At 67.1% G+C, this 15703-nt stretch carries 16 protein-coding genes; 7 read left to right on the top strand and 9 right to left on the bottom strand.

All coding sequences use genetic code 11. The annotated features are described in order from the left end of the window. Window positions 1–7: 7 nt before the first annotated feature. Both polA and ABIE57_RS11060 read right to left on the bottom strand, forming a co-directional pair. Window positions 8–2812, bottom strand: a complete 2805-nt coding sequence (gene polA / locus ABIE57_RS11065) for a DNA polymerase I (RefSeq protein WP_354539077.1) — start codon at window positions 2810–2812, stop codon at window positions 8–10. Between the two features lie 78 nt (window positions 2813–2890). After that, entirely contained in the window at window positions 2891–3070 is a 180-nt protein-coding gene (locus ABIE57_RS11060; protein WP_354539076.1) for a zinc-finger domain-containing protein, read from the bottom strand. A 74-nt stretch (window positions 3071–3144) separates the two neighbouring features. Here ABIE57_RS11060 and ABIE57_RS11055 point away from each other — a divergent pair, with 74 nt between their 5' ends. Then, a complete protein-coding gene (locus ABIE57_RS11055; protein WP_354539075.1) occupies window positions 3145–4080 on the top strand; it encodes an ABC transporter ATP-binding protein in 936 nt (311 codons plus the stop codon). Between the two features lie 39 nt (window positions 4081–4119). Here the strand turns inward: ABIE57_RS11055 and pyrF are convergent, their stop codons facing one another. From pyrF to ABIE57_RS11040, 3 genes are all read right to left on the bottom strand, one after another. After that, entirely contained in the window at window positions 4120–4815 is a 696-nt protein-coding gene (gene pyrF, locus ABIE57_RS11050) for an orotidine-5'-phosphate decarboxylase (protein WP_354539074.1), read from the bottom strand. Between the two features lie 54 nt (window positions 4816–4869). Then, window positions 4870–5118: a hypothetical protein gene (locus ABIE57_RS11045; RefSeq protein ID WP_354539073.1), complete on the bottom strand. Its 249-nt coding sequence runs from the start codon at window positions 5116–5118 to the stop codon at window positions 4870–4872. Between the two features lie 102 nt (window positions 5119–5220). Further along, the gene (locus ABIE57_RS11040; RefSeq protein ID WP_354539072.1) at window positions 5221–5487 is read right to left on the bottom strand and encodes a hypothetical protein; all 267 of its coding nucleotides are present in this window, start codon (window positions 5485–5487) and stop codon (window positions 5221–5223) included. Window positions 5488–5724: 237 nt separating this feature from the next. Here ABIE57_RS11040 and clpB point away from each other — a divergent pair, with 237 nt between their 5' ends. The 3 genes from clpB (at window position 5725) to cbiB (ending at window position 10145) form a co-directional block, all read left to right on the top strand. After that, on the top strand, window positions 5725–8340 hold the full coding sequence (clpB, locus tag ABIE57_RS11035; protein WP_354539071.1) for an ATP-dependent chaperone ClpB: 2616 nt from the start codon (window positions 5725–5727) through the stop codon (window positions 8338–8340). A gap of 63 nt (window positions 8341–8403) precedes the next feature. Continuing rightward, complete coding sequence (locus ABIE57_RS11030; protein WP_354539070.1) at window positions 8404–9210, top strand: propanediol utilization protein; 807 nt, start codon at window positions 8404–8406, stop codon at window positions 9208–9210. Then, window positions 9207–10145 carry an adenosylcobinamide-phosphate synthase CbiB gene (gene cbiB, locus ABIE57_RS11025; protein WP_354539069.1) on the top strand — a complete coding sequence of 313 codons (939 nt, stop codon included), beginning with the start codon at window positions 9207–9209 and terminating at the stop codon, window positions 10143–10145. The genes ABIE57_RS11030 and cbiB overlap by 4 nt, the downstream gene beginning before the upstream one ends. Window positions 10146–10260: 115 nt before the next feature. Here cbiB and smpB read toward each other — a convergent pair whose 3' ends face one another. Beyond that, on the bottom strand, window positions 10261–10737 hold the full coding sequence (gene smpB, locus ABIE57_RS11020) for an SsrA-binding protein SmpB (protein ID WP_354539068.1): 477 nt from the start codon (window positions 10735–10737) through the stop codon (window positions 10261–10263). Window positions 10738–10758: 21 nt separating this feature from the next. After that, complete coding sequence (locus tag ABIE57_RS11015) at window positions 10759–11679, bottom strand: serine/threonine dehydratase (RefSeq protein ID WP_354539067.1); 921 nt, start codon at window positions 11677–11679, stop codon at window positions 10759–10761. An 80-nt stretch (window positions 11680–11759) separates the two neighbouring features. Between ABIE57_RS11015 and ABIE57_RS11010 the strand changes: the two genes are divergently transcribed. After that, complete coding sequence (locus ABIE57_RS11010; RefSeq protein WP_354539066.1) at window positions 11760–12575, top strand: LOG family protein; 816 nt, start codon at window positions 11760–11762, stop codon at window positions 12573–12575. Between the two features lie 6 nt (window positions 12576–12581). On the opposite strand, the gene ABIE57_RS11005 is transcribed toward ABIE57_RS11010, so the two are convergent. Then, complete coding sequence (locus ABIE57_RS11005) at window positions 12582–13616, bottom strand: succinylglutamate desuccinylase/aspartoacylase family protein (RefSeq protein ID WP_354539065.1); 1035 nt, start codon at window positions 13614–13616, stop codon at window positions 12582–12584. Window positions 13617–13721: 105 nt separating this feature from the next. Here ABIE57_RS11005 and ABIE57_RS11000 point away from each other — a divergent pair, with 105 nt between their 5' ends. Both ABIE57_RS11000 and ABIE57_RS10995 read left to right on the top strand, forming a co-directional pair. Continuing rightward, the gene (locus ABIE57_RS11000) at window positions 13722–14378 is read left to right on the top strand and encodes a class I SAM-dependent methyltransferase (RefSeq protein WP_354539064.1); all 657 of its coding nucleotides are present in this window, start codon (window positions 13722–13724) and stop codon (window positions 14376–14378) included. Further along, entirely contained in the window at window positions 14375–14977 is a 603-nt protein-coding gene (locus ABIE57_RS10995; protein ID WP_354539063.1) for a methyltransferase domain-containing protein, read from the top strand. The genes ABIE57_RS11000 and ABIE57_RS10995 overlap by 4 nt, the downstream gene beginning before the upstream one ends. Here the strand turns inward: ABIE57_RS10995 and ABIE57_RS10990 are convergent. Continuing rightward, window positions 14961–15698, bottom strand: coding sequence for a glutamine amidotransferase (locus ABIE57_RS10990; protein ID WP_354539062.1), 738 nt, complete (start codon window positions 15696–15698; stop codon window positions 14961–14963). The genes ABIE57_RS10995 and ABIE57_RS10990 overlap by 17 nt on opposite strands. Window positions 15699–15703: the final 5 nt, after the last annotated feature.

The raw sequence follows: 15703 nt of genomic DNA, 5'->3' as shown, positions 1-15703 counted from the left end.
TCTCCCCTCAATGCGCCTCGGCCCAGTTGGTGCCGCTGCCTGCATCCACCACCAGCGGCACGTCAAGGTGGATGGCCGGGTGCGGCGCGGATTGCATGATGTCGCGGGCCACCTCGGTAAGGCGGTCCACGGTGCCCTCGTCCACTTCGAAGATCAGTTCGTCATGGACTTGCAGCAGCATCCTGGCAGGCAGGTCCGCGATGGCACCGGGCATCCGGATCATGGCGCGGCGGATGATGTCGGCGGCCGTGCCCTGAATGGGCGCGTTGATCGCGGCGCGGCGGGCGAACCCGGCGCGGGGACCACGGGCCGCGATCTCGGGCGTGTGGATTTTCCGCCCGAAGAGGGTCTGGACGAAGCCGTGGTCCTTCGCAAAGGCAATCGTGTCGTCCATATAGGCGCGGATACCGGGAAACCGCTCGAAATAGCGGTCGATGAAGCCCTGCGCCTCGCCCCTCGGGATGCGCAGGTTCCGCGCAAGGCCGAAGCCCGAAATGCCGTAGATCACGCCGAAATTGATCGCCTTGGCGCGGCGGCGAATTTCCGGCGTCATCTCCTCCATCGGCACATTGAACATCTCGCTCGCGGTCATGGCGTGGATGTCCTGGCCTTCGCGGAACGCCTGTTTCAGGCTGTCGATGTCCGCGATATGGGCGAGGATGCGCAATTCGATCTGGGAATAGTCGAGGCTGACAAGGCGATTGCCGGGGCCGGCGACGAATGCCTCGCGGATGCGGCGGCCCTCCTCGGAGCGCACGGGAATGTTCTGGAGGTTGGGATCGGAGGACGAAAACCGCCCGGTGCTGGCCCCGGTTTGCAGATAGGAGGTGTGAACGCGGCCCGTATCCGGGTCGATATGGTCCTGAAGCGCGTCCGTATAGGTGGACTTGAGCTTGGAAAGCTGCCGCCAGTCCAGGACGCGCGCGGGCAGGTCGTGCTCGGTCGCCAAGTCTTCGAGCACCTCGGCGCCGGTGGCATAGGCGCCGGTCTTGCCCTTTTCGCCGCCCGGCAGGCTCATTTCATCAAAGAGGATCTCGCCCAGCTGCTTGGGGGAACCGACGTTGAAGCTGCGGCCTGCAAGTTCGTGGATCTCCGATTCCAGCGCGGCCATCTTCTGCGCGAACTTGCCCGACATGGCGCGCAGCGTGTCGCGGTCCACGAGCACGCCGTGGCGCTCCATCGCGGCCAGAACCGGCACGAGGGGGCGCTCGAGCGTCTCGTAGACTGTGGTGCCGCGGGCACGGTGAAGCTGCGGCTTGAACGTCAGCCACAGGCGCAGCGTGATATCGGCATCCTCGGCAGCATAGCGGGTGGCGTCTTCGATCGGCACACGATCAAAGGTGATGGCCGATTTGCCCGAGCCGAGCAGCGTCTTGATCGGGATGGGGGTGTGCGAAAGATACCGTTCCGACAGCGTGTCCATGCCATGCCCGTGCAGCCCGGAATGGAGCGCATAGGACATCAGCATGGTGTCGTCGATGGGGGAGATACCAAGGCCATGGGCGGCCAGAATCTTGGCGTCATATTTCAGGTTCTGGCCGATTTTCAGGATCGCCTCATCCTCGAGGATGGGCTTGAGCGCGGCGAGGGCTGCGTCAAGCGGCATCTGCCCCTCTGCCAGCTTGTCCGAGGAAAACAGATCGCCCGCCGTGCCGTCCTTGTGCCCGAGCGGGATATAGCAGGCGCGACCCGGTGCCGTGGCCAGCGAAATGCCCACCAGATCGGCCTGCATCTCGTTGAGCGAGGTGGTCTCGGTATCGAACGCCACAAAGCCCTGCGCGCGGATCGTTTCGAGCCAAGGCGCGAGCGCGTCCATGTCGCGGATGCAGGTATAGGTCTCGGGCGCGATGGCGGGCCAGTCGGGGGCCGCAGTGGCCGCCTCGTCGCCCCCTTGCGGGGTTGGCTCGGGCAGGGTGGGTGCCTCTTGTCCGAGCGCGTCGGCGATGCGCTTGGTGAGGGTGCGAAACTCCATTTGCGCGAGAAAGCCCAGCAACGTGTCGGGATCCGGGTCGCGCACCTCGAGATCGTCGAGTCCAAAGCCAAGCGGCGTGTTGCAATCAAGCTGCACGAGGCGCTTGGACATCTCGATCTGGTCGCGCATCGTCATCAGGGTCTCGCGGCGCTTGGCCTGCTTGATTTCCCCGGCGCGGTCCAGAAGCTCCTCCAGCGTGCCGAACTCGTTGATCAGAAGCGCCGCCGTCTTTATGCCGATGCCGGGCGCGCCGGGCACGTTGTCGACGCTGTCGCCCGCCAAAGCCTGCACATCGACCACGCGCACGGGGTCCACGCCGAATTTCTCGCGCACGCCGTCTGCGTCGATGCGGCGGTTCTTCATCGCATCCAGCATCTCGACCCCGTCGCCGACAAGCTGCATCAGGTCCTTGTCCGAGGAGATGATCGTCACCCGCCCGCCCGCCTCGCGCGCACGGCAGGCCAACGTGGCGATGATGTCATCGGCCTCGTAGCCTTCGATTTCCTCACAGGCGATGTTGAAGGCGCGGGTGGCCTCGCGCGTGAGCGGGATCTGCGGGCGCAGATCCTCGGGCATGGCCTCTCGGTTGGCCTTGTAATCGGGGAAAAGATCGTTGCGGAACGTGTGGCTGCCCTTGTCGAAGATCACCGCGACATGGGTGGGCGCGTCGGGGCCGTGATTGCCCTCCACATAGCGTTGCAGCATGTTGCAAAAACCCGACACCGCCCCCACCGGCAGCCCGTCGGATTTCCGCGTCAGCGGCGGCAGTGCGTGATAGGCCCGGAAGATGAAGGACGAGCCGTCGATCAGGTGCAGGTGACAGCCTTTGCCGAATGACATGGTTTGCCCTCCCGATCAGGCTTCATCTTGCCAAAAATATCCAAAACCGACCGCGTCGGACGTCGCGAGGCTACCGGTTCAGACCTTGCCCTCGAAATCGCGGTGGATGAGTTTTGCGTCGCAATAGGGGCATTCGACATAGCCGCGCTCCTGCGGGATCTGGAGCCAGACGCGGGGATGGCCGAGCGCACCGTCGCCGCCGTCGCAGGCCACGCGATAGCTGTCGACGATACGGGTTTCGGGGGCCTGCGTTACCATCGGGGCGTTTCCTTTTGCGATGCCATGAGCTAGGGCGGACTATGGGTCAACAAGCGGCAGGGGGCAAGAGCGGCATGGGGCGGAACGCCATTGAAATCCGGGGTCTGGTCAAGACCTATGCGGGCGGACGGCACGGGCCGGAAAAGCGCGCGCTGAAGGGTGTCGATCTGGAGATCCCGCAAGGATCGGTCTTTGGCCTTCTGGGGCCCAATGGTGCGGGCAAATCGACGCTGATCAACATTCTGGCCGGTCTGGTGATCAAGACCGCCGGGCAGGTGACGATCTGGGGCTTCGATCAGGACCGCAACCCGCGCCAGAGCCGCGCCGCCATCGGTGTCATGCCGCAGGAATTGAACCTCGACCCGTTCTTTACCCCACGCGAGGCGCTGGAGGTGCAGGCGGGTCTATACGGTGTGCCGAAGCGGCAACGGCGCAGCGACGAGATCCTCGCGCTGGTGGGGCTGGAGGACAAGGCCGGGGCCTATGCGCGCACGCTCTCAGGGGGCATGCGGCGCAGGCTGTTGCTGGCCAAGGCGCTGGTGCATCACCCGCATGTTCTGGTGCTCGACGAGCCGACGGCGGGGGTGGATATCGAACTGCGCCAGATGCTGTGGGAGAATGTGCGCCGTCTCAACCGCGAGGGGATGACGATCATCCTGACCACCCATTACCTCGAAGAGGCAGAGGAGATGTGCGACGAGATCGCCATCATCAACGAGGGCGAGGTGGTGGCGCGCGACAGCACGGCGCGGCTTCTGGGGCGGCTCGACGGCAAGACCATGATCATCCAGCCCGAGAGCCCGGTCACGGTCCTGCCCGAGGGGCCGGGCCTCGAGGTGGTGCGGCGCGCGGACGGGGCGATCGTGATCGCCTATCGTGCCGCAGAGACCGGGGCCGAGGCGGTGCTGGCGGCGGTGCGGGCGGCAGGGATCAGCATCCGCGACGTGCGCACCGAGCAGGCCGATTTGCAGGATGTGTTTCTCGATCTCACCCGGCGACGGGCGGGCTGAGGCGAGAAAATTCGCGAATTTTCTCGCGCCGCACCGGGTTCAGGTGCCGCGCAACTCGTCGAGGATCGCCAGCGCTGCCGCGCGCGGGTCCGCTGCTGCCCAGACAGGGCGGCCCACCACGATGTGATCGGCCCCGTCGGCCACCGCCTGCGCGGGGGTGGCGACGCGCTTCTGGTCGCCCAGGGCGCTGCCTGCGGGGCGCACGCCGGGGGTGACGATGAGGCGGCCCGCGGCCTCCGGCAGGGCGCGGATCATCGCGGCCTCTTGCGGGCTGGCGATGACGCCGTCGGCGCCGGCATCGAACGCGCGGCCCGCGCGCTCGGCCACCAGATCGGGCAGATCGCCGGGTTTGATCAGCCCCGCGTCAAGGTCTGTGCGGTCCAGCGAGGTGAGGATGGTCACGGCGAGGATCTTGAGCGGCTTGCCGCCGGCACCTTCCTTGGCCGCGCGCACGACATGCGGATCGCCATGCACGGTCAGGAAATCCAGATCATACTGCGCGAGGCCCCGCACGGCGGCCTCGACGGTGGCACCTATGTCAAAGAGCTTCATGTCCAGAAAGATGCGCTTGCCATGCTCCTGCTTGAGTTCATCGGCAAGCGCGAGCCCGCCGCCGGTGAGCATCCCGAGGCCGATCTTGTAGAAGCTCACGGCATCGCCCAACTGCCCGGTCAGCTTCAGCGCCGAGAGCGCGTCGGGCAGGTCGAGGGCGACGATCAGGCGGTCATCGGGCATGGCACGCGCTCCGGCACAGGTTTCCGTGCCTTGTCGCGGTGGCGACGGCGGGCGTCAAGCCCTCGTCGTGACCTCGATACGTGCGTCGGGGGCAAGCGTCAGTTTCTGCGTGCCGCAGCGGAAACCCGGCATCCGCTGCAACTGGCGCAGCGCCTCGGCGACAAGGTCGGGTGCGGGGTTTTTGGTTTCGGGGACAGTTGCCAGAATGCTCACCTGACCTGTCGGCGTCTGGTAGATGACAACGGCGGACACCTTGTCTGTCGTGTGCTGCACATCGCGCACTTCAACTCTGTCGATGATCATCACCACACCTCTTGCAACCGTTTACCGGGACCGGATATCCGCTGATGCCGCGCGCGAAAAGGGAAAATCGCGCCCGATTTTCCCCTGCGCGGCGCGCCGCCGTCAGGCGGCAAGGGCGGGCGGGTTTCCGCCGCAAATCTCCGGGGCGGCATGCGTCAGGCGCAAGGGCGCGCCGCCCGATCGGTGCGCGGCGAGCGCGCGGGCGCGCAGGCGGCGCATGACGTAATCGAAGGACGCGGTCATCGGTGCAGGCAGATCGACCGGATAGGCATGGCGCGCGCCGTGATCGGTAATTTCTGCGAGGGTCTCGTAACTGCCGGTCTCGGGGTTGTAGCGGACCGGGCCGAGGGTGAGATGCGGGTCGGACATGGCGGGTCTCCTGATGGATGGCGCGGACGGCACCTGTGGATAACTATTGAAAACGTGGGGATTCCATGGGGTTGCGCCAAGAGCGCGTCACAAAAACGTGCAATTTTCGTCATTCTCACGGTCGGGCCGCTTGAACCTCACGCAGGCGTTACCCATGTCAGCACAGAGGTTCCCACCCGGTGCACGCCTCTTGCAGGGTGCCAGTCACGGGAACGCTTTTGAAAAGGAGAAAGAGCCATGGACTTCAACAAGTTCACGGAACGGTCGCGCGGTTTCGTGCAGGCCGCCCAGACCATCGCGATGCGCGAAAGCCATCAGAAGCTGGCCCCCGAACATATCCTCAAGGCGCTCTTGGACGATCCCGAGGGATTGGCCAGCAATCTCATCAAGCGCGCGGGCGGCGATCCGGCACGTGTGACCCAGGCCAATGACCTGGCATTGGGCAAGATCCCGCAGGTCTCGGGCGATGCGGGCCAGACCTATATGGATCAGCAGACCGTCAAGGTTCTGACCGAGGCCGAGAAGCTGGCGCAGAAGGCCAAGGACAGCTTCGTTCCGGTGGAGCGGATCCTCTGTGCCCTTGCGGTCGTGCGCTCGCCCGCCAAGGACGCGCTGGAAGCGGGTGGCGTCAGCGCCCAGAAGATCAACGAGGCGATCAACGATCTGCGCAAGGGCCGCACCGCCGATACGGCCAGCGCCGAGGACACCTATGAGGCGCTCGATAAATACGCGCGCGACCTGACCGAGGCGGCGCGCGAAGGCAAGATCGACCCGATCATCGGCCGCGATGACGAGATTCGCCGCGCCATGCAGGTGCTCTCTCGCCGCACCAAGAACAACCCGGTGCTGATCGGCGAGCCGGGCGTCGGCAAGACGGCGATTGCCGAGGGCCTTGCGCTGCGCATCGTCAATGGCGACGTGCCCGAAAGCTTGCGCAACAAGCGGCTTCTGGCGCTCGACATGGGCGCGCTTATCGCGGGCGCGAAATATCGCGGCGAGTTCGAGGAACGGCTGAAATCGGTGCTCAACGAGGTGACGCAGGCCGCCGGTGAGATCATCCTTTTCATCGACGAGATGCACACGCTGGTCGGCGCGGGCAAGGCCGATGGTGCCATGGATGCCGCCAACCTGATCAAGCCCGCACTGGCGCGCGGCGAGTTGCATTGCGTGGGCGCGACCACGCTCGACGAATATCGCAAGCATGTGGAAAAGGACGCAGCCCTTGCCCGCCGGTTCCAGCCGATCGTGGTGGAGGAACCGACCGTAGAGGATACCATCTCCATCCTGCGCGGGATCAAGGAAAAATACGAGCTGCACCACGGCGTGCGCATCTCCGACTCTGCTCTTGTGGCGGCGGCGACGCTGTCGCACCGCTACATCACCGACCGGTTTTTGCCCGACAAGGCGATCGACCTCATGGACGAGGCGGCCAGCCGCCTGCGCATGGAAGTGGACAGCAAGCCCGAGGAGCTTGACGCGCTCGACCGCGAGATCCTGCAAAAGCAGATCGAGGCCGAAGCCCTCAAGAAGGAGGACGATGCCGCCTCCAAGGACCGGCTGGAGAAGCTGGAGCGCGAACTGGCCGAGTTGCAGGAACGCTCTGCCGAGATGACCGCCCAATGGCAGGCCGAGCGCGACAAGCTCGCGGGTGCGCGCGACATCAAGGAACAGCTTGACCGCGCCCGCAGCGAGCTTGAGAGCGCCAAGCGCGAGGGCAATCTGGCGCGGGCAGGCGAGCTCAGCTATGGGGTCATTCCGCAGCTTGAAAAGCGTCTGGCCGAGGCCGAGACGCAGGGCGACGAGATGATGGTCGAAGAGGCCGTGCGCCCCGAACAGATCGCGCAGGTGGTCGAACGCTGGACCGGCATCCCGACGGCCAAGATGCTCGAGGGCGACCGCGAGAAACTGCTGGGCATGGAGGCCAACCTGCATCGCCGTGTGATCGGGCAGGATACCGCCGTCCGGGCCGTGGCCAATGCCGTGCGGCGCGCGCGCGCCGGGCTCAACGACGAGGGTCGCCCGCTGGGTTCGTTCCTCTTTCTCGGGCCGACCGGCGTGGGCAAGACGGAGTTGACCAAGGCGGTGGCCGAGTTCCTCTTTGACGATGACAGCGCGATGGTGCGGATCGATATGTCCGAATTCATGGAGAAACATTCGGTCGCCCGCCTCATCGGTGCGCCTCCGGGCTATGTAGGCTACGAGGAAGGCGGCGTGCTGACCGAGGCCGTCCGCCGCCGCCCCTATCAGGTGATCCTCTTCGACGAGGTCGAAAAGGCGCACCCCGAGGTGTTCAACGTGCTCTTGCAGGTGCTTGACGATGGTGTGCTGACCGATGGTCAGGGCCGCACCGTCGATTTCAAGCAGACGCTGATCGTGCTGACCTCGAACCTCGGTAGCCAGGCGCTCAGCCAGTTGCCCGAAGGCTCGGACGTGGCCGAGGCCAAGCGCAATGTCATGGAGGCGGTGCGCGCGCATTTCCGGCCCGAATTCCTCAACCGTCTGGACGAGATCGTGATCTTCGACCGGCTGACACGGCCGCAGATGGATGGCATCGTCGATATCCAGATGGCGCGGCTCCTGAAGCGGCTGGCGGCGCGCAAGATCATGCTGGCGCTCGATGACGCGGCGCGCAAGTGGCTGGCCGATGAGGGCTATGACCCGGTCTATGGCGCGCGGCCATTGAAGCGCGTGATCCAGAAGGCGTTGCAGGACCCGCTGGCCGAATCGCTTCTGGCGGGGGATATCCTCGACGGCGCGACAGTGCCGGTGACGGCGGGGCCCGAGGGCCTCATCATCGGCGAGCGCGTGGGCACGACACAGGCGGAGCCACCCCGCGACGCGGTGGTTCACTGAGCCTGTTTCGGCCTCGACTTTTGCGCGGTCCCGTGACACTGGACCCGACGAATGGAGGGGCCGATGCGGGACGGGCGCGCGTCTTCGGCCCGGCAGGCGGTGCGCGTGCCGGGTCATTTCGGGGAATGGATGCAGGGGCGGCTTGGGCCTGAGGGGCCGGTCGCCCTTGTGACATTGTGCTGTCCTGTCCTTGCGGTGCGTGCGCCGGGCTCCGGGGTGCGGTTGACGGATCTCTTTCCCGCGTCACGGCTGGCGGTGTTTGTCGGTGCTCTGGGGATTTCAGGCGATTTTCCGGGGCTTGAGTGCGACATGCCGTTGGGCGCAGGCGCGGGGGCCTCGACCGCGTGCCTTGTGGCGGCGGCGCGCGCAAGCGGGTTTCGCGGCACGCCCGAGCGGCTGGCGCGGGCCTGTCTTGCGGTCGAAGGGGCGAGCGATCCGTTGATGTTTGCCGCCCCCGACCGCCTGCTCTGGGCCTCGCGCGAGGCGCTGACCCTGGCCGATCTGCCCCCCGTGCCGCGCGCCGAGATTGTTGGCGGCTATTGGGGTGCGCCGCTGCGCACCGACCCTGCGGATTGTGATTTTCCCGACATTGCCGATCTTGTGACCGCGTGGCGCGACGGCGGCGATCTGGCGCGTCTGGCCGCGCTGGCGAGCGAGGCCGCACGGCGCGCGGAGGCGCGGCGGGGACCGGACGATCCGATGGCGGAACTGGCGCGCGATCTGGGTGCGCTCGGCCATACGCGGGCGTATACCGGGGCCGCGCGCGCGCTGGTCTTTGCCCCCGGCACGGTGCCCGAGGGGACCGGGGTGGCGCTGTCGGAGGCGGGGCTGACCGGCGTCTTGCGCTTTGTCACGGGGGGCGGCGCATGAGCTTTGCGGGCATGATGCTGGTGGGACTGGCGATTGACCTCGCCATCGGCTGGCCCGGTTGGCTTTATGCCCGGATCGGGCATCCCGTGACATGGCTGGGCGCGGTGATCGCGTGGCTGGAGCGGCTTTGCAATCGCGGCACGCGGTCGAGGCGAATAGGTATGGGAGCGGTCTGCGTGGCCCTTGTGCTGGCGGTGGTGACCGGCCCTGCGCTGCTGCTGCAATGGGGCCTGCCCGAGGGGATCGGGGGCGTGATCCTCGGCGGCGTGCTGGCCTGGCCGCTGATCGCGCTGCGCTCGATGCATGTGCATGTGGCCGCCGTTGCCGTGCCGCTCTCGGCGGGTGATGTGGCGGCGGCGCGGGTGGCGGTGGCGATGATCGTCGGGCGCGACCCGGCCGCTCTTGACGAGGCGGGCGTGGCGCGCGCGGCGATCGAGAGCCTCGCGGAGAATACCGGTGACGGCATCGTGGCCCCGATCTTCTGGGGCGTGGTGGCGGGGCTGCCGGGAATTGCCGCCTACAAGGCGGTAAACACGCTCGATTCGATGATCGGGCACCGCAACGACCGCTTTGAGGCCTTCGGCAAGGTGGCGGCGCGGCTCGACGATCTGGCGAACCTGATCCCGGCGCGGCTCACCGGGATGCTCTTCGCGCTGGCCGCGCCGCGCCATATGGCGCGCGCCCTGCGCATCATGTGGCGCGACGCGCGCGCGCACCGCTCGCCCAATGCCGGCTGGTCCGAAGCGGCGATGGCCGGCGCTCTGGGCGTGCGCCTTTCGGGGCCGCGCATCTATGGCGACCGTGTGAGCGCGGAGCCGTGGCTCAATGGGGCGGCGCGCGATCCGGGGCCGGGGGATCTGCACCGCGCGCTTCGGCTTTATGCGCGCGCGATGGCGCTCATGGCGCTTGCGCTGGGCGTGCTCTGGGTGGCGTGATGAAAGGCGATGGACTTTTCAGGCCTGACCTGCGCCAGATCGAAATCTGTTACGAAGGCCGTCTGTCGACAGGAGATCCCCGCCTTCGCGGGGATGACGCGGCGCGGGGGGCCGCCTAACCGCCCTGCCGCAACAGGCGTTGTTTCTGGCGGTCCCAGTCGCGCTTGGCATCAGAGGCGCGCTTGTCGTGGGTCTTCTTGCCCTTGGCGATGCCGATCTTGATCTTGGCAATGCCGCGATGGTTGAAATAGAGCACGAGGGGCACCAGCGTCATGCCCTTGCGCTGCGTCTCGCTCCAGAGCCGCGACATCTCCTTTTTCGAGACCAGCAGCTTGCGGCGACGACGCTCTTCATGGCCAAAGGTGCGGGCCTGCTCATAGGGGGCGATGTAGCTGTTGATCAGCCACAATTCGCCGCCCTCCACGCTGGCATAGCTCTCGGCGATGTTGGCGCTCTTGTGGCGCAGGGACTTGACCTCGGAGCCGACCAGCATGATGCCGCATTCAAGATCGTCCTCGATGGCATAGTCATGCCGCGCGCGCCGGTTCTCGGCGATCACCTTGTAATTGGGGGTGTCCTTGGAATTTGCCATCTGCGCGTCATATCCCCGCGCTCAGAGGCTGTCCAGCGGGTCGGGGGCGACATTGCCGCCGCAGACAAGCACCGCCACCCGCTCGCCTGCCTCCGGCACATAGGCCCCCGACAGAAGCGCGGCGAGAGCGGTGGCCCCCGCCGGTTCGACCAGTTGGCGCAACTCCTGCCAGAGCGTGACCTGTGCCGCGCGAATGGCCGTGTCGGCCACCCGCACGGTTTGCACATCGTATTGCCGCGCCAGATCGAGGCAGATCGCACCGATCCGCCGCGCGCCGAGCGCGTTGGCGGCGATTCCCGACACATCGACATCCACCGGTGCCCCGGCGGCCATGGCGGCATGAAGGGCGTCGCAGGTCTCGGGCTCGACCGCGACCACCTTGCGCCGCCCCTGAAGCCAGCCGAGCGCCCCGGCGATGAGGCCGCCCCCGCCCACGGCAATCAGCACCGTATCGGCATCGAGCCCCTGATCCTCCCATTCCGCCATCAGAGTGCCCTGTCCCGCAACGGTGGCCGGGGCGTCATAGGGGTGCACCTCCATCGCGCCGGTGGCGTCGCGCCATTCGGCGGCGCGGGCGGCGGCCTCCGCATAGGCGCCGGGGACCACCTGCAAGGCCGCATCCTGCGCGCGGATAAGGGCGATCTTGGCCGGGCCCGCGATCTGCGGCACGTAGATGCGCGCCTGGTGCCCGAGCGTGCGCGCGGCATGGGCCACCGCCGCGCCGTGATTGCCGCCCGAGGCCGCGACGATCCCCGCCTCGGGAACGCGGGTCTGCATCAGCGTGTTGAACGCCCCGCGCGCCTTGAAGCTGCCGGTGTGCTGCATCTGCTCGAACTTGAGGTGAACGGTCTGCGCGCCGAGGTGCACGCATGCCACCGGTGTCTGCCGCACATGCGGCGCGATGCGGCTCCGCGCCTCCGAAATCAACGCCTGCCAATCCATCGCTCACACCTCTTTGGCTTTTCTTGTCCACGCAAAGCCTATACCCGTGAAGGTCCAGACCCAAGCGAGGATCGCCCGCGATGAATGACGACCGTCACAGCCTGTTCCGCGATGCCCATGAGGACCGCACCACCGCCGAGCAGATCCCCGACACGCCGCAGACCCGCGCGCCCGCTTACCGGCTGGCCTTTGCCGATCCGGATTTCCTCTGCCGGGACGAATTGCGCCCGGTGCGGCTGCAACTGGAACTGCTCAAGCCCGAGATGATCCTCAACGAGCGCGGCATCCAGAGCACCGTGGTGCTCTTTGGCGGCGCGCGCATCCCCGAGCCGTCAAGGAAGTCCGGGGCGCGCACGGACACACTGGCGGAGTTGTCGCGCTATTATGACGAGGCGCGCACATTCGCGCGGCTGATGACCGAAAAATCCATGGCCAGCTATGGCCGCGAATATGTCATTGCCACGGGCGGCGGGCCGGGCGTGATGGAGGCGGGCAACCGGGGTGCCATGGATGCGGGGGGCGCGTCGATCGGGTTCAATATCGTGTTGCCACACGAACAGGCCCCGAATGAATACGTGACGCCCGGGCTGTGCTTCAACTTTCACTATTTCGCCATCCGCAAGATGCATTTCCTGATGCGTGCGCGGGCGATCTGCGTCTTTCCCGGCGGCCTGGGCACGCTTGACGAGATGTTCGAGGCGCTCACCCTCATTCAGACCGACCGCATGAAGCGCGTGCCGTTCCTGCTCTTCGGCGAGGCGTTCTGGCGGCGGATCATCAACTGGGAGGCGCTGGCCGAGGCGGGCACGATCAGCGAAGAGGATCTTGATCTCTTTCGTTTTGTCGAGACGGCGGAGGAGGCCATGGCGCTCATCGACGGGTGGGAGGAACGCTGAGCGCGCTCAGATGATCTCGTCCTCGTCAAACAGCGCCTCGGCCTCGATCTGGGCGGTGATGCCTTCGGCGGCGGCCTCGGCGCGGGGCGTTTCGGCGACGTGGAATAGCGCGTCGCCCTCGTAGACCACGGGCAGGTTGGCGCGGCCGATGACGATGCCTGTGGTATCGGCGGCGATCTCGCTCTCGATGTCGCCAAAGGCATTGGCGACCGCGCCCATCACCGTGCCGGGTGCCACCGCATCGCCAAGGCCCAGATAGCCGCGGAAGAGCCCGCCGCGCGGCGCGCGATACCAGACCGAGCGGCGCGCCCGCACCGGCAGCGCCCGCGCGCGCGGCACGCCCTTGGCCCCGATCATGCCGAGATGGCGCATCACCCGCAGCACGCCCGCCACGCCGGTGCGCGCCGCAAATTCGTCAAAGCGCAGCCCCTCACCGCCCTCGTAAAGCAGCACATCGACGCCCGCCGCCTCGGCGGCCATGCGCAGCGAGCCCTCGCGCAGCTTCGATTCCATCATCACCGGCGCGCCGAAGGCCGCGCCAAGCTCTGCCAGCCGCTCATTGCCGGGGGTGAGGCGGATCTGCGGCAGGTTGGTGCGGTGAATGGCGGCTGAATGCAGGTCGATGCCGACATGCGCGCGGCGCACCACCTCCTGCATGAAGATATGGGCAAGCTGCGAGGCCATGGAGCCTTCGGCCACGCCGGGAAAGACCCGGTTGAGATCACGCCGGTCCGGCAGGTAGCGCGAATGGCTGAGAAAGCCGAAGGTGTTGACGATGGGCACCGCAAGCAGCGTGCCGGACATGGAGCCGAGCGGCGCGCTGCACAGCAGGCGGCGCAGGATCTCGACGCCGATCACCTCGTCGCCATGGATCGCCGCCGAGACAAAGAGGACCGGTCCGCTGCGTCGCCCGTGGATCACCTCGACCGACAGGTTGACGGGCGTGTGATTGGACAGCTGGCTCACGGGGATATCGACGCGGGCGCGGGTGCCGGGGGCGACCTTCTGCCCGCCGATTTCGAATGCCGTGCGCCGGGCCATGGCCTGTTTCCCCTTCCATCGCTTGCTGGCCAAGGCTTAGGCAATCGGGGCGGCGCTGTCCATGGCCGCGCTTGAAGCGGGGCGCGGGGGCGGCTAAGCGGGGGCATGTCGTCGGCCCTGCCTCTCACCTGTCCTGTCTGCCGCGTCGCCCCTGTCGGGGGCTTCGGGCTATTCGACGGCAAGGGGTATTGGCGCTGCGAGAGGTGCGGCGCGCGGGGGATGAACCCCGCGCATCATCCCGACAGGGCCACCGAGCGCACGCATTATGACTGGCACCGGAACGAGGTGGACGATCCCGGCTATCGCCGTTTTCTGGATCGGCTTGCCGCGCCCTTGCGCGCGCGTCTCGCTCCCGAAGCATGGGGCCTCGATTACGGCTGCGGACCGGGGCCGGCACTGGCCGCGATGCTGCGCGAGGCGGGGCATGACATGGCGATCTTTGATCCCTTCTATGCGCCCGATCCCGCGCCGCTGGCCGAGACCTATGATTTCATCACCTGCACCGAGGTGGCCGAGCATTTCCACGCGCCCGCAGTCGAGTTTGACCGGTTGGGTGCGCTTTTGCGCCCCGGTGGTCTGTTGGCCGTGATGACCTGTTTCCAGACCGAGGACGCGCGGTTCGAGACCTGGCATTACCGCAAGGATCCGACCCATGTGGTATTCTACCGCGCCGAGACCTTCGGGATCATCGCGGCGATGCGCGGTTGGGGGTGCGAGATTGTCGCCAAGGACGTGGCATTCCTGACGGTGCCGGGGCGATGACCACCGCACTTCACGAGGAGCGGCTGGCGGCGGTGCTGGCGGCGGTGGCGGCGACGGGCGCGCGCACGGTGCTCGATCTGGGCTGTGGCGAGGGCGACCTGATCCTGCGGCTGGCCGACCTGCCGGGGATCGCGCGCGTCACCGGTATCGAGATCGGCATGGAGCGGCTGCGCGGGGCAGAGGCGCGGCTGAGCGCCCTGCCCGAGGGTGCGCGCGCCAGGGTGCAACTGGCCTGCGCCTCGCTCACCGAGGGGCACCCGGCGCTGACAGGCTATGACTGCGCCTGTCTCGTGGAGGTGATCGAGCACTTGCCGCCCGCCGACATCAACCGGCTGGAGCGCGCGGTCTTTGTGCTCATGCGCCCCACCCATGTGATCGTGACCACACCCAATGCCGACTATAACCCGGTGCTTGGCGTTCCGGCGTCGCGGATGCGGCACCCCGAGCATCATTTCGAGTGGGGCCGCGCGCGGTTTTCCCGATGGGCGCGGGGCGTGGCCGCGCGCAATGGCTACACGCTCATCTGCCGCGATATCTGCGGCGCGCATCCGGCGCTTGGCGGCGCCAGCCAGATGGCGGTGTTCAGCCGTAGCGCGTGACGAAGTTGCGCAGGATGCGCGCTGGCGCCTCGACCCGCGCGGCGCGGCACATCGCAATCAGGCTGTCGGCCTCTTCGGGGGCGAAATAGCCCTTGTGGCGGTAGATGCGGATGCGGGTCTCGAACCCCGCCGCATCGGCCTCGGGGTGGAACTGCGTGGCATAGACATTGCGGCCAAAGCGCACCATCTGGAAAGGGCAGGTGGGTGCCGCCACAAGATGCGCGCAGCCATCGGGCAGCGATTGCAGTGCCTCCTTGTGGCCGACGAAGGCGTCGAATCGCGGTGGCACCCCGGCCAGCAGCGGATCGGCGGCACCCGCCTCGGTCAGGCGGCAATCGGCGGTGCCCACCGGCTCGCCATGGGCGCGCTTGCTGACCTCCGCGCCAAGATGCGCGCCAAGGATGCCGATGCCGTAACAGCAACCCAGAAAGGGCCTGTCGGCCCCGGTGATCGCGGGCATGAGGCCGAGGATCTGCGCCTCGATCCGGGCCTCGACGGGGGATTTCCGGTCTGGCGCATCACTGACGCAGCCGGGGCCGCCGCCGACGATGACGCCTGCATGATCGTCAAGGTTCAGGTCTTCTGGCAGGTTCTCCCGGTCGAGACGGATGCGGCGGGCGCGCGCGGGCAAGAGGCCCGACATGCGCAGGATCGCGGCGAATTCATCGTCGGCGGCCTCGGTCTCGGGGCGCAGTTGCAGGATCAGGAAAGGCCGTGTCATGGCAC

The sequence above is a fragment of the Roseovarius sp. MBR-6 genome, assembly GCF_040547525.1.
In the GTDB taxonomy this organism is placed as follows: Bacteria; Pseudomonadota; Alphaproteobacteria; order Rhodobacterales; family Rhodobacteraceae; genus Roseovarius.
Note: the sequence above shows the minus strand (reverse complement) of the source record. Positions and strands in the feature narration are given on the sequence as shown.

Excerpts from the sequence above, each read along its gene's own strand:
- polA (WP_354539077.1), bottom strand. The coding sequence starts at position 2,812 with ATGTCATTCGGCAAAGGCTGTCACCTGCACCTGATCGACGGCTCGTCC.
- ABIE57_RS11060 (WP_354539076.1), bottom strand. The coding sequence starts at position 3,070 with ATGGTAACGCAGGCCCCCGAAACCCGTATCGTCGACAGCTATCGCGTG.
- ABIE57_RS11055 (WP_354539075.1), top strand. The coding sequence starts at position 3,145 with ATGGGGCGGAACGCCATTGAAATCCGGGGTCTGGTCAAGACCTATGCG.
- pyrF (WP_354539074.1), bottom strand. The coding sequence starts at position 4,815 with ATGCCCGATGACCGCCTGATCGTCGCCCTCGACCTGCCCGACGCGCTC.
- ABIE57_RS11045 (WP_354539073.1), bottom strand. The coding sequence starts at position 5,118 with ATGATCATCGACAGAGTTGAAGTGCGCGATGTGCAGCACACGACAGAC.
- ABIE57_RS11040 (WP_354539072.1), bottom strand. The coding sequence starts at position 5,487 with ATGTCCGACCCGCATCTCACCCTCGGCCCGGTCCGCTACAACCCCGAG.
- clpB (WP_354539071.1), top strand. The coding sequence starts at position 5,725 with ATGGACTTCAACAAGTTCACGGAACGGTCGCGCGGTTTCGTGCAGGCC.
- ABIE57_RS11030 (WP_354539070.1), top strand. The coding sequence starts at position 8,404 with ATGCGGGACGGGCGCGCGTCTTCGGCCCGGCAGGCGGTGCGCGTGCCG.
- cbiB (WP_354539069.1), top strand. The coding sequence starts at position 9,207 with ATGAGCTTTGCGGGCATGATGCTGGTGGGACTGGCGATTGACCTCGCC.
- smpB (WP_354539068.1), bottom strand. The coding sequence starts at position 10,737 with ATGGCAAATTCCAAGGACACCCCCAATTACAAGGTGATCGCCGAGAAC.
- ABIE57_RS11015 (WP_354539067.1), bottom strand. The coding sequence starts at position 11,679 with ATGGATTGGCAGGCGTTGATTTCGGAGGCGCGGAGCCGCATCGCGCCG.
- ABIE57_RS11010 (WP_354539066.1), top strand. The coding sequence starts at position 11,760 with ATGAATGACGACCGTCACAGCCTGTTCCGCGATGCCCATGAGGACCGC.
- ABIE57_RS11005 (WP_354539065.1), bottom strand. The coding sequence starts at position 13,616 with ATGGCCCGGCGCACGGCATTCGAAATCGGCGGGCAGAAGGTCGCCCCC.
- ABIE57_RS11000 (WP_354539064.1), top strand. The coding sequence starts at position 13,722 with ATGTCGTCGGCCCTGCCTCTCACCTGTCCTGTCTGCCGCGTCGCCCCT.
- ABIE57_RS10995 (WP_354539063.1), top strand. The coding sequence starts at position 14,375 with ATGACCACCGCACTTCACGAGGAGCGGCTGGCGGCGGTGCTGGCGGCG.
- ABIE57_RS10990 (WP_354539062.1), bottom strand. The coding sequence starts at position 15,698 with ATGACACGGCCTTTCCTGATCCTGCAACTGCGCCCCGAGACCGAGGCC.